Annotated in this window: 9 protein-coding genes; 6 read left to right on the top strand and 3 right to left on the bottom strand. The window is 45.2% G+C overall.

Features of this window, described 5'->3' with window-relative positions; all coding sequences use genetic code 11:
- Positions 1–2 precede the first annotated feature (2 nt).
- The 3 genes from ABFX33_RS17380 (at position 3) to ABFX33_RS17370 (ending at position 7,394) form a co-directional block, all read left to right on the top strand.
- Entirely contained in the window at positions 3–3,419 is a 3,417-nt protein-coding gene (locus ABFX33_RS17380) for a SusC/RagA family TonB-linked outer membrane protein (protein WP_346087050.1), read from the top strand.
- 29 nt (positions 3,420–3,448) lie between these two features.
- Positions 3,449–5,140, top strand: coding sequence for a RagB/SusD family nutrient uptake outer membrane protein (locus tag ABFX33_RS17375; RefSeq protein ID WP_346087048.1), 1,692 nt, complete (start codon positions 3,449–3,451; stop codon positions 5,138–5,140).
- 82 nt (positions 5,141–5,222) lie between these two features.
- Positions 5,223–7,394 (top strand): alpha-amylase family protein, encoded by a 2,172-nt coding sequence (locus ABFX33_RS17370; protein ID WP_346087046.1) that lies wholly within the window; start codon positions 5,223–5,225, stop codon positions 7,392–7,394.
- A 181-nt stretch (positions 7,395–7,575) separates the two neighbouring features.
- Here ABFX33_RS17370 and ABFX33_RS17365 read toward each other — a convergent pair whose 3' ends face one another.
- The 3 genes from ABFX33_RS17365 to ABFX33_RS17355 all read right to left on the bottom strand — a co-directional run bounded on the left by ABFX33_RS17365 (position 7,576) and on the right by ABFX33_RS17355 (position 8,763).
- Positions 7,576–8,202, bottom strand: a complete 627-nt coding sequence (locus ABFX33_RS17365; RefSeq protein ID WP_346087044.1) for a MarR family winged helix-turn-helix transcriptional regulator — start codon at positions 8,200–8,202, stop codon at positions 7,576–7,578.
- Positions 8,195–8,458 (bottom strand): DUF2024 family protein, encoded by a 264-nt coding sequence (locus ABFX33_RS17360; protein WP_346087042.1) that lies wholly within the window; start codon positions 8,456–8,458, stop codon positions 8,195–8,197. The genes ABFX33_RS17365 and ABFX33_RS17360 overlap by 8 nt, the downstream gene beginning before the upstream one ends.
- 71 nt (positions 8,459–8,529) lie before the next feature.
- The gene (locus tag ABFX33_RS17355) at positions 8,530–8,763 is read right to left on the bottom strand and encodes a thioredoxin family protein (protein ID WP_120257231.1); all 234 of its coding nucleotides are present in this window, start codon (positions 8,761–8,763) and stop codon (positions 8,530–8,532) included.
- 198 nt (positions 8,764–8,961) lie between these two features.
- On the opposite strand from ABFX33_RS17355, the gene ABFX33_RS17350 reads away from it, so the two are divergent.
- From ABFX33_RS17350 to ABFX33_RS17340, 3 genes are all read left to right on the top strand, one after another.
- Complete coding sequence (locus tag ABFX33_RS17350; RefSeq protein WP_346087039.1) at positions 8,962–9,399, top strand: hypothetical protein; 438 nt, start codon at positions 8,962–8,964, stop codon at positions 9,397–9,399.
- Positions 9,400–9,750: 351 nt separating this feature from the next.
- Positions 9,751–10,599 carry a mechanosensitive ion channel family protein gene (locus tag ABFX33_RS17345; protein WP_120257234.1) on the top strand — a complete coding sequence of 283 codons (849 nt, stop codon included), beginning with the start codon at positions 9,751–9,753 and terminating at the stop codon, positions 10,597–10,599.
- Between the two features lie 68 nt (positions 10,600–10,667).
- Positions 10,668–12,674 carry a BCCT family transporter gene (locus ABFX33_RS17340; RefSeq protein ID WP_346087037.1) on the top strand — a complete coding sequence of 669 codons (2,007 nt, stop codon included), beginning with the start codon at positions 10,668–10,670 and terminating at the stop codon, positions 12,672–12,674.
- Positions 12,675–12,713: the final 39 nt, after the last annotated feature.

Below are 12,713 nucleotides of genomic sequence, written 5' to 3'. Positions count from 1 at the left end.
TTATGAGTAAAATTCTGAAAGGAATTGCTGGGCCGACATTTGTCCTTACGGCACTGGCAATGTCTCCTGCTGCCCTGGCCTGGGGGAGTACCTGGCGTGAAGGAGTCGCCATGCAACGTGTGGAAACGTCAAAATCTATCATCCAGTTGCTGAACAAAATTGAGCGAAAATTCAACGTAAAATTTAGCTACAGCCCGGATTTGCTTAAAGAGATTTCGGCCAATGGATCTGAAGCGCCAAAGTCAAAAGGGGAGCTGATCCAATTTTTGCAAGAACTGATGCCGGATGCCACAGTCACCAAACTAAATAATGAGCTGTACTCCATTGCGCCCCGCGAACGTCGTACGACAAATTTAAATGCGATGGAATCTGCCACAAATAACATCACTGCACAACAGCAGGGGATCAAGGGGACCGTAAGAAACGACAAAGGGGAAGCGATCAGCGGTGTCAGCGTCGCTGTATTGGGCAAGGCAACTAGCACCAAGACGGCCGAAGATGGTAGTTTCACATTAGAAAAAGCTGCAATTGGTGACCGCTTGGTCTTTAGCTCGGTGGGCTACGACCGGCAGGAACTTATTCTAGAAAATCTAGGTGAACTAAAAATCGTATTATCATCTTCTAACGTCGGTCTGGATGAGGTGGTTGTCGTCGGTTATGGCAATCAAAAGAAGCGAAATATCACAGGCTCCATTTCCAGCGTGTCAGGCAAGGATTTGAATACCTTCCCAACATCCAATATCACCAATGCCCTTGCTGGGCGTGTGAATGGGGTATTTGCCAGCCAGCGCAGTGGCGGCCCCGGTTCGGGTTCGGACATTGTCATCCGCGGTAAAAGCACGACCAATGGTACCGCTCCGCTGTATGTCATCGACGGTATCCCGCGTACGCTCAATGATTTTCAGGCGCTGAGCACGGAAGAGATCGAAACGATTTCCATTCTGAAGGACGCCACATCGGCAGCCGTATATGGGGCCCGGGCGGCAAATGGTGTCGTCTTGGTCACCACCAAACGCGGCAGTACGCAGGCGCCCGTCATCACCTATTCCTCTTTTGTGGGAAAAGATACCTATACCCGTGTGCCCGAAAGAATGAACGCCTATGAACATTCGATCTATAGAAATAGGGTAGCCAAATTCAATAATCTCCCTCTGACGGATCCAAGTTATTATACGGATGATGAAATCCAATATTTTAAGGACAATCAGACCAATTACGACTGGTTTAAAGGTGCCTGGCATGATCCCGTTTATACCAAGCATGACCTGACGGTGAATGGCGGGAGCGAAAATATTCGTTATTTCTCATCCATTGGCTATTATTATCAGGACGGGGCGTTCAACAACCTGGACTATAACCGCTATAACCTGAGGTCGAATGTCGATGCAAAGATCTCCGAAAGGCTGAGTGTTTCGCTCAACCTGGATGCCTCCCTGCAAGGGCGCTCAAGACCTTATTGGCCTTACGATGGTGGTGATGATGACCGAATGTTTGACCTCTATCGTGGCCTACTCAACAAACCGCCGATGATGCCCTGGAAAATCGGGGATAACTATGTGCGGGCCTACCAGCAATGGAATCCAATTGCATTGATTGATAATGCAGGTTTTAGCAAATGGAACCGCAATACCTTCAATGGGCTTTTGCGTCTGGATTATAAAATACCGGGTATTGAAGGACTGAAAGCCAATGCGACGATGAACTACCGGAAATACTATGATTATAATAAGACCGTCCGGAAGAAATATAATGTGGCTGAATTTGAAACAACAGGTGGACACAATCACATCACGACAGATAAGGTGATCCGGACTTTGCAGCTGGGGGACTGGGAAAACAGTGCCTATGCATCCTTTAATCAGAATAATTCCTATACCCTGAATCTCTCGTTGGATTATAACCGCATCTTTGGTAAGCACGCGGTGACCGGACTTTTCCTGTATGAACAGAGCGAGGGCAATACCGCTTATCTCTACGGATTCCGCAATAAAATGCTGTCGACCTCGATCGAACAGCTCTTTATTGGTGATGCCGCCGCAGAAAATAAAGATGCGACGGGTAGTGAAACCGAAACTGGTCGGCTGGGCTACGTAGGCCGTTTTACGTACGGCTATGACAATCGCTATCTCCTGGAAGCCAATTTCAGGTACGATGCTTCATTAAAATTTGCACCCGAAGGACGCTGGGGTTTTTTTCCTTCTGTTGCAGTAGGTTGGGTGTTGTCAGAGGAATCTTTTGTTAAAGATAGATGGAGTTTTGTGGACAATCTCAAACTCCGTATTTCCCATGGACTTCTGGGGAATGATGGTGGCGACAATGTGGCTGAATATGGTTATATCAATCGTTATTCAATCACACCAGGTGCTGTATTTGGCGGCGCCACAGCGGGAATTATGCCTGGTGCCTTACCGAATTACGATATTACCTGGGAGAAGACCCGTATTACCAATGCCGGAGTTGACTTTAGTTTTTTAAAAGGTGGACTTAGTGGTGCCCTGGAATATTTTCAAAAACACACGTATGATATCCTTGGCCAACGGCTAGCGTCAACACCAAATACCTTTGGCGCCCTGTTGCCAAGAGAAAATTATGGTATTGTGAACAACTATGGGATCGAGCTTTCGCTGCGCCACGATCGGCAGATCAATAAAGACCTGAGTTATTTTGTGGGTGGAAACTTCAGTTTTGCACGTAACAAAGTGGAAAAATGGGATGTCCTGGCCGGAGCATTTGACTATCAACAGCGTGTGGGAAGACCGATCGATTTCATTACGGGCTACCAATCGGAAGGGATCGCTCGTACAGCCGCTGACCTTGCAGGGCTACCTACCTATAATGGATTTGCTTATAGCCTAGGCGATGTAATGCTCAAGGATCAAAATGGTGACGGTAATATTACTGGTGCGGATAATGTGGTCTTAAGTAAAAAAAGCATCAATCCGGAAATCATCTACGGATTTACCTTGGGTGGAAAATGGAAAGGACTTGATTTAAATGCATTTTTCCAAGGCGTGGCCAACCGCGAAATTATGTTTCCTAATCGAGCGGACCTATGGGACGAACAAGCTGTACTCCGTATTTTCACGGATAGCTGGTCGCCGGAGACGCCGAATGGAAAATATCCTCGGGTAGGTGGAATCGGTGCCAGTAGTCTTGGCGCCAGCAGGGACGCTTCGTCATTCTGGTTGATGAACGGCAACTACATGCGTTTGAAAAATCTGGAGATTGGCTATACGCTCAGTGACTCATTGATCAAACGCCTGGGGATTGGTGGATTGCGGGTGTATGTGTCGGGAACCAATCTGCTGACATTTGACAGCATCAAGGTGGCCGATCCGGAGGCAATAGCGGGTGACTATGGCGTATACCAGTATCCGATTATGAAGAGTGTTACGGCTGGTTTATCCTTCAAATTTTAACCCCAATGATCAATTAATCTTTTTGAGCAATGAAAAATTTTAACACATTATATAGTTTATTAGCCGCTGGGGTACTCGTGATGAGTTCGTGCAGCAAGGTATTGGACAAGAACGATCTATCGGCGATCAGTGAACCTGTGGTCTGGTCGGATCCCAAATTGGCGACTGCCTTTGTCAACAATATATACATGACACTGCCCGGTTGGGATGTCGGTCTTGCAGACGCTACGGATGAAGCGTCCAGAAAAACAAGCTGGATCGACGGAACAACGACTATTGATAATGGTGGACCTGGATATTGGCCCTATAGTGATATCCGGAAAATGAATATTTTCCTGAAGGAAATTGATGGGCCTCAGAGTACCATTGCCCCAGAAACACGTCAGGTGCTGAAAGGGCAGGTACGCTTTATCCGGGCATATACCTATTTTGAGATGGTAAAACGTTATGGTGGTGTACCGTTGATCTTAACACCACAGGAGCGTACCGAGGATTTGCTCGTGGAGCGTAACAGCACAAAGGAATGTTTTGATTTTATCGTCAATGAACTAAATCTGGCGGCTGATGAGCTTCCTGCAAAATATACATCCGCAGATGATCTGGGACGGGTTACCAAGGCTGCGGCAGTGGCGATGAAAGGTCGTGTGCTGCTGTTTCGCGCCAGCCCACAGTTTAACCCCAATAATACAGCATCGACCTGGGAGACAGCTTACAAGGCCAATCAGGAGGCACTAACGTTTTTAAATGCCAATGGCTATGGTTTGGTAGACAAATATGACAACACAAGTTTATTCCTGGCCGAGATGAACAAAGAGGTGGTCTTTGCCATCCGCTACTTGCAACCTGGACGAAGCCAAAACCGGGATGCTGCGGTTCGCCCCATTGATTTTACGGCCAATGCAACGGGCGGCTGCCATCCAATACAGAAACTCGTGGATGCCTTTCCGCTCAAAAGCGGCAAGAAAGTACAGTGGAATAGCCCACAATTTAACGGTAATGCATCGCTGAGCTGGCAAAATCGGGATGACCGCTTTTACACCACCATTGTGTACAATGGTGCCAGTTACCTGGGGACGACCATGGCGCTCTATGATAATGCACAAAATGGCTACGCTTATGGTAAGCAAAATGGTTCACTGACAGGTTACTATTCGCGTAAGGCGATCGATGAATCTTTGGATATCACCAATTCTCAGATCTCGGGAACGGATTTTATCGAAATGCGCTATGCCGAAGTGCTGATGAATATGGCTGAAGCGGCCCTGGAGACAGGCCGTCTGGCTGAAGCTTTTGATGTGCTGAAAACCATTCGCAAACGGGCGGGCATCACCGAAACGACGGCCGGGGATCCCGAACTGGCGGGTAAGCTTTATGGACTGAACCCTGCTATGGGACAGACAGAAATGCGGCAGGCAGTACGGGATGAGCGTTATATTGAATTTGCCTTTGAACAGAAACGCCTCTGGGATCTCCGTAGATGGAAAGCCATGGATCAGATCATGGTAGGCCAACAGAAACGTTTCGCTTTGGTATTGCATCAGCAGGCAGGAGCGCCGGGAGGGTATACGTATACCCTGACCGAACGTGATTTTTCACCGATGATCTATAACCAGAATATGTATTTTCTACCCTTATCTACAGCGACCATGCAGGGCAATGCAAAATTGCAGCAGACAAAGGGTTGGGGAAATGGTATATTTGATCCATTGGCAGGATTATAAACCCAATAACATACGAGTGCCCTGCTCCAACACCAGCAGGGCAACATTGAAACGACGATTACTTTCCTAATTTATACAGAACATGAGATTGAAGTTACTTTTAGTTGCATTAGCGTTAATAGCCGCGGAAAATGGATTCGCACAGAAAAAGGAGAATAAGCCGCAGGACTGGCTGATCAGTGGTGCTGCACCTTACCAATCCCGCATTGCGGTCGATGGCCAGAATATCGTCTTGGACAACGGGCTCGTGCGCCGCTCTTTTTGGATCAAGCCGAATGCCTTCTGCTATGATTTTACCAACTTAACTACAGGACAACAGTTGATTCGTGCCGTAGAGCCTGAAGCTCAGCTGCAGCTCAACGGCAAGTGGTATAATGTCGGTGGGGTGGATGGGCAGAAGGAACGCGCTTACCTGCGACCGGAATGGATGCCTACATTTACGGCAAAACCTGAAGATTTTAGTTATGTCAAATATGAGATCAGTGAACTGGATCCACTGTTGCCCTGGAAGGGGGACAAGTGGTGGTCTACACATAAGGCTGCCGGAAAAGGGAAGGTCCTGACTTTTACCTATGCTGCTCCGGCCGCCGCCGCATTACCCGGAATTGAAGTGAAAGTACATTATGCCATCTACGATGGAATCCCGCTGATCAGTAAATGGGTAACCATTCAGAACAGCGGCGACCAGACCGTGCAGATCAATCAGGTGATCAACGAGAAGCTGGCGCTGGTTGAAGAAGAAAGTGCGGTGGTAGGTTCGGTGGAGGACATGAAAAAACAACATGGCCTTTACGTCGAAAGTAATTTTGCTTTCAATAATGCCATGCGGTATCATTTGAGCGATCAGTCTTTACATTGGAAAGCGGATTCTACTTATACCTCACAGGTGAACTACGACTTAAAAACTCCCGCGATCATGGAGGTGTACCCGACGGTGGGTGTAGGCATCAAACTTGCCGCAAAGGACAACTTCAGCTCGATCCGCTCCTGGGAGCTGCTGATGGATAGTTATGATCGGGAGCGTCGTGGACTGGCCATCCGAAAGATGTATCGGACCATCGCGCCATGGACTACCGCTAATCCGATCTTTATGCACCTGGTGAGCAAAAAAGATGAGCAGGTTTACACCGCCATTGACCAGTGCGCCGCCACAGGGTACGAAGCACTCATCCTAAGCTTTGGTAGCCATGTAAATATGGAGGATACAACAGCCGGAAACCTTGTGGCCTTGAAAAAGCTGGCAGATTATGCGCATAGCAAAAACATAAAAATCGGAGCCTACTCTTTATTTAGTTCGCGCAAGATCAGTGAAGCGGATGATATTATCAATCCGAAGACGGGAAAGACAGGTGGAACGTTTTTCGGGAATGCACCTTGTTTTGGCTCAAACTGGGGGATAGGTTATGCCCAACGGATCAAAACATTTTTTGAGAAAACAGGATTTGATATCTGGGAAAATGATGGCCCTTTTCCGGGGGATCAATGTGCTTCAACAAGCCACCCTGGTCATCATGGACTCGAAGATAGCCAATGGGTGCAATTTAATATGCAAAAGCAGCTCTATCATTGGCTGAATGCCCGTGGCGTATATATCAATTCTCCGGACTGGTACTTTTTGGACGGTTCCAACAAGACGGGAATAGGGTATCGGGAAGTGAACTTTTCACTCCCTCGCGAAAATCAGCGTATCCTCAACAGGCAGAATATCTTTGATGCACTTTGGGAACAGAACCCATCCATGGGCTGGGGATTTGTACCCTTAACTGCTTATCAGGGAGGAGGAAAAGAGGCGGTATTGGAACCACTGCATGAGCATCAGGAGGATTATAAGCAGCTGATGATGCAATACTATGGTGCTGGGGTGCAGGCCTGCTACCGCGGTCCCCGTCTCTATGATACGGAGCAGACCAAGCAGACAGTGATTGATGTGATCCAATGGTATAAAAAATACCGTACGATCCTCAATGCCGACCTGATCCACTTGCGCCGTGCAGATGGCCGCGATTGGGATGGCTTTTTGCATGTGAATGCAGCTGAGAAAGGGAGCAAGGGATTGGGGATGCTGTTTAATCCGTTGAAAACTGCCATCACAAGGACCATTGAGATCCCTCTTTACTACACGGGATTAAAGGGAAGTGCGAAAATAACTTTTGATGACAAGACGGTAAAAACGGCGTCTTTAGATCATCTGGCTAAAACAACAATGACTATCACCATACCGGCTGAGAGCTACCGTTGGTTTACGGTGGAGTAAATCCCCTGGATGCGGTATCGCTTGAGCACAGGGGTATGAGCGACTATGGTGATCGCTTAGAATAGGGATTATATCCTGAAGCTGGGGGTGAAGATTCCAGCAAAAGAATAGGCGTGGTATCTGTTACAGTAGGGTGTGCTTTTAACAGGCTGCATGGCCCCTCTATTTTTGGAGGGGCTTTTTATGTTTCAAGCCTTTGTCTACTATTTAGGGCCAGATGTTCGGGACAATCAATCTGTAATGCTGCGACAGCCATATACTGTTGCAGCAGATTACAGTAGTGAAGGTTTTCTTTCTTTCGGTAATGCTGGCAGGTCTGACACATTCGCTGATGACTGATGACATTGATACAGTATAGCTTGTGCAGGAGCTGCGAAAGGGTGGAAAAGAGATTTTCTTTATCTGTATCAGCCATTTCTCCGATGCCCGACAGCAGCGCCCTGTCAAAAAGAGCGGCCTCCAATGCGCTCGTACGGCCTTTCGCAAGTAGCTGGATCGTAAACTTTCTGGAGTCCGAAGGATTGTATACTTTTTCAATCAGCATTTTACGTTCCAGTAGTTTAATGGTGTCGCTGATGCTGGCTTTGGAGATATTAAACGTGCCGGAAAGTAGACTTACGCTAACCTGCTGCTCCGGACGCTGGAGCAGGAAAATAAGGATCTGTAGCTGTATCGGGTTGATGGACTGTTCGGTCGCCTTCTTCCAGGCAAGCGTGCGCAGCACCTGCGATACTTTCTCCAGGGCAGATGCGATCTTACGGTCGATCGTTGTCGGAGTGCTGACTGCTGTTTTGGAGGAGCTAATCACAACCTTCCATTTCGATAATAAAATAACCTTTTGTATGCAGGCTCTCCAGCATCTCCGCACTGGCAATTTCCTGATGGCATAAGCGGCATTCCTTGGCTGTTAACAGCAAACCTGCATGTTGTTTTGTGGCCAGGTATTCTTTCCCCATTTGATGGATAATGGCCTCCTCACGGATGTACTCCGGAGCAATAATATCAAAATGCATCGTATCGCCATTTTGTTTTTTTACATAGGTATCCCAAACTGTTACTTTCATTTTTTTAATTTTTTAAGATTGAAAACAAGAAAAAAGGCTGCAAGGTAGTGGTGCTCTTGCAGCCTTTGCAGCTAGCCCTTTACATCTGCCAGGGAGGCGCCGAAGTTGATATGTAAAACATTTCCATTGGGTGTGACCAGCGCCGGTACTGACTGGATCCCTGCTGTTTCCGCTTCGCCGATACGTGCCCGGTCTTCGCCAATATTGACAACTTCTACATTCGCTTCGCCGATAAGGCCAATAATGTCTTGTTCTGCGCTGACACAAACCGGACAGCCGGCGTGATAAAAAATTGATTTTTTCATGATAATTGAATCATTAAGTGATGACCTTATTGTCAATACAAACTTAGTTAGGTGTCCTAACTTGTGGCTGATCCAGAATGTCGAAATTTAGCGCAAACTGGTGGGTATTGTTAATTTACCTTAAGGTTTGTTAAATGTCTGCCTGGCTTCAAAAACATTTGTAATTTAAGTTGTTAATTAGCAATAAACGGGAATAAAATGGTTTCTGAATTTATCAAAAATAAACATTTGGCGAATCGTGCCGGATTTGGAATTAGCCTTGAAAAGATCGCGACTTTCGAACGGCAGTCGACCGCCGAGGTTTGGCAAAGCTATGCGAGGGCACGCGACTTCGAACCAATAAGTTTCAACAGTACGGACAGGGACGCTGATTATGCCGCACTTTCAACATTGGATGCTGTAGCGAAAAAACAAATACAGCAGCGAAACCGACAACGGAATATTGAGATCAACCTTAATTTTCTGACAGCCATGGTTCATTCGGAGGATCAGCTGCGTGGTCAACTCAACTTTGCAGGAGATCTGGTTTATTCGGAGGATTTCAGAAAAGTGTATGCCACGCTATTGAAAAACTGGCTAGGTGCAGATTCTTCCAAAATATTGGGCTGGAAGAATGGTGTTTATGATTTTATTTAAAGGTAAGGGCCTGTAGCTTGCCATTACCGCATATGCTTCAATCTTGTTTTTTTAGACCAGAACTCCGTACTCGGAAACTTAAATTTGCTGTTGTCAAATAACGGATCTATCGTGGGTTTCTGTCGCTTTCTAAATAATACATAGATTATATTGATAAGATCGTTTTTATGTATCTATTGTCTCTATACTCTTGGTTTAACGGTAATGGAGTCTTATTAATTTCATAATTGTTGTGAACAATTATGCGCTTTGATTGTTGAAAATGTAAATAAAATAGCTGTTGTTTGAAGAATAATTAATCTTTGATTATATTGAGCCCCTTACTTTACATTTTTAATAACTTTTAGTGCTATGAACAATTTAGAATTGAACGATGTCCAGCAACATTGGGATAACTTTATTTCCTCAGCGATTGCTTGGGCTCCTCGTGTTATCACTGCCGTAATTTCCGCTTTACTCATTTATTTGATAGGTTCGTGGATCATCCGTTTGATCAAGCGGATGATTGATAAAGGCTTTGAAAAGCGCCAGATGGATATTTCTCTGCGACGATTTTTAAGCAATCTGATCAGTTGGATCTTAAATATATTATTATTTATCGTTGTCGTCACCCAGTTAGGGGTACAAACTTCAGCTTTTGTCGCGATTATCGGTGCTGCCGGATTGGCCATCGGTCTGGCGCTACAGGGGTCATTGTCCAATTTTGCTGGTGGGATTCTTATTTTGTTGCTAAAGCCTTTTCGTGTAGGTGATTATATTTCATCGAGTGCGAATGTATCTGGAACCGTTAATGAAATAGATATTTTCAATACCAAATTGACCACGCCGCAAAATCAACAAGTGGTTGTTCCAAATGGAGTTTTATCAAACAGTAGCATTACCAATTTTACCCAGCTCGGTACGAGACGTACTTGGTTTGATATCGGCGTTGCCTATAATTCTGACCTAAAACAAGCCAAGGAAATTTTACTTGATGTTGCCCAGAAAAATGAATTCGCTTTTAAGGAACCCGCTCCACAGGTGGTGGTGACTGAGCTCGGTGACAGCGCGATCAATCTCTCCGTGAGGGTCTCCACTTCAAACGCAAACTTTTGGACCATGCAGGAACAACTGATTATCGATAGTAAGGAGGCCTTGGATAAGGCCGGAATTGAAATTCCCTTTCCGCAACGCGATATTCACATCAGAAGCAACGCATAATCGTTAAAAATCACAAGCGGAGATTATGATTTAATCTCCGTTTATTTCCATTATATAAATAAAATTTAGTGTTCTTATCCAAATCGACTTTTAAAAAAGGAATTGTTATCCCCAGTCTGATCTTTATTATCGGGATCTGCTTGTTATCGGTATTTCTCCCAACATTGACAGTACATATCTTAGATACTGTCAAGGAATTTATCTTTATTAACCTCAACTGGGTCTACGTATGGGGGGTGACCTTGTTTGTGATCTTTCTGGTCTACCTGATGTTCAGTAAGTTTGGGAATATCAAACTGGGTAGCAATGATAGTAAACCTGAATATTCTTTCTTTTCCTGGATCTCCATGTTGTTTGCCGCTGGGATGGGTATTGGATTGATGTATTTTAGTGTGGCTGAGCCCATGCAACATTATTCGACTGAAGTATTTGCTACAAATCATTATATCAATCGTGCAAAGAATGCGCAGCTCTATACCTTCTTCCACTGGGGTATCCATGCTTGGGCCATCTACGGGGTGGTGGGATTGGCGCTATCTTATTTTGCCTACCGCTACAGGCTCCCGCTTTCCTTACGCAGTTGTTTTTATCCGCTATTGAAAAACAGAATCAATGGAAAATGGGGGAATGCCATTGATGTATTTGCACTGTGTAGTACATTCTTTGGTATTACGACAACCTTGGGCTTTGGTGTAGTTCAGGTCAATGCAGGTCTTCAGACACTGGGTGTTGTCTCTGAAAGTAGTTTTACTTATCAGATCATTATTGTCGGCGTTTTGACCTTGCTTTCCATTATATCGGCAACCTCAGGGGTGGATAAGGGCGTGAAGCTATTGAGTAAGATCAATATCATTACGGTGGTCGTGCTGTTATTGTTTGTCCTCCTGCTCGGCCCAACGGTTTATCTGATCGGTAGTTTTACGGAGGGAATCGGCAACTATATCAATAATTTTTTTAGCCTGACATTTGATACCCACGTCTATGATGAAGCTACTTTACCTTGGTTCTACAGCTGGACAATTCTGTACTGGGCCTGGTGGATCTCCTGGTCTCCTTACGTGGGATTGTTTATTGCAAAAATTTCAAAAGGACGGACGATACGCGAATTTATTGCCGCCGTGCTAATTATTCCAACATTGTTCAATTTTATATGGATGTCTGTTTTTGGAAATAGCGCCATCTGGTTTGACATCAATATCGCCAAAGGAGCACTGAGTGCTTTAGCGGATAATCCGGATGCGCTGATGTTTAAATTTTTGGATTATATGCCCTTATCAGGCTTGGTCAACTACTTGGTCATCCTGATCATTATCATATTTTTTGTGACATCAGCAGATTCTGGAATATTTGTGATGAACAGTATCGCCACCAAGAATGCCATGAAGTCTCCAAAATGGCAGATGGTCTTTTGGGGAGCCTTGTTGGCCATTCTAGCGTTAATGTTGTTGAATACAGGCGGATTGCAGGCCTTGCAGACCATGACGCTGATTACGGCTTTGCCATTCTCCATTATTATGCTGCTTTTCTGTGTCAGCTTGGTGAAAGCCTTGGTGATCGACAGTAGCTATTATGAACGGGATTTTTCGGCCAGCACAGTGCCTTGGTCTGGAGAGTTTTGGAAGGATCGACTAAAACAAATTGTTTCGTTCAAAAGCCGCGAATCTGTCGATCAATTTATCGAAACTACGGTAGGGGCCGCCTTCGAAGAGCTGCAGGCAGAATTTAAACAGAACGATATTGAAGCCAAGATAAAACTATTGGATAATCCCAAAAGAGTGGAAATCGAAATCCGCTACGATCTGGTCAACAACTTTATATATGGTGTCAAAAACCAAGTTAAAGTGGTTTCTGACTATGTTATGGAGGAGGAAAACCTTCCGGATCTTCAAGATAAGAAGACCTATTTTCCGAAATCTTATTTTGGCGATGCACGTGAGGGGTATGACGTACAATACTTTACTAAAAACGAGTTGATCAGCGATGTACTCAAACATTATGAACGCTTTTTAGAAATTATTTCAGAAGAGAAAAATGAAATGTTTATCAGCAGTAATGCAAACAAGAAAATGAGTTGAAACGATGGTGATACTTTTACCGTCGCTGGATTTTGCCTG

It is taken from the genome of Sphingobacterium ginsenosidimutans (genome assembly GCF_039536865.1).
Lineage (GTDB): Bacteria > Bacteroidota > Bacteroidia > Sphingobacteriales > Sphingobacteriaceae > Sphingobacterium > Sphingobacterium detergens.
This window is presented reverse-complemented; position numbering and strand designations above follow the sequence as displayed.

What these genes read in the sequence shown, in the direction of transcription:
- ABFX33_RS17370 (WP_346087046.1), top strand. Translation starts at nt 5,223, where the DNA reads ATGAGATTGAAGTTACTTTTAGTTGCATTAGCGTTAATAGCCGCGGAA.
- ABFX33_RS17345 (WP_120257234.1), top strand. Translation starts at nt 9,751, where the DNA reads ATGAACAATTTAGAATTGAACGATGTCCAGCAACATTGGGATAACTTT.
- ABFX33_RS17375 (WP_346087048.1), top strand. Translation starts at nt 3,449, where the DNA reads ATGAAAAATTTTAACACATTATATAGTTTATTAGCCGCTGGGGTACTC.
- ABFX33_RS17360 (WP_346087042.1), bottom strand. Translation starts at nt 8,458, where the DNA reads ATGAAAGTAACAGTTTGGGATACCTATGTAAAAAAACAAAATGGCGAT.
- ABFX33_RS17355 (WP_120257231.1), bottom strand. Translation starts at nt 8,763, where the DNA reads ATGAAAAAATCAATTTTTTATCACGCCGGCTGTCCGGTTTGTGTCAGC.
- ABFX33_RS17380 (WP_346087050.1), top strand. Translation starts at nt 3, where the DNA reads ATGAGTAAAATTCTGAAAGGAATTGCTGGGCCGACATTTGTCCTTACG.
- ABFX33_RS17350 (WP_346087039.1), top strand. Translation starts at nt 8,962, where the DNA reads ATGGTTTCTGAATTTATCAAAAATAAACATTTGGCGAATCGTGCCGGA.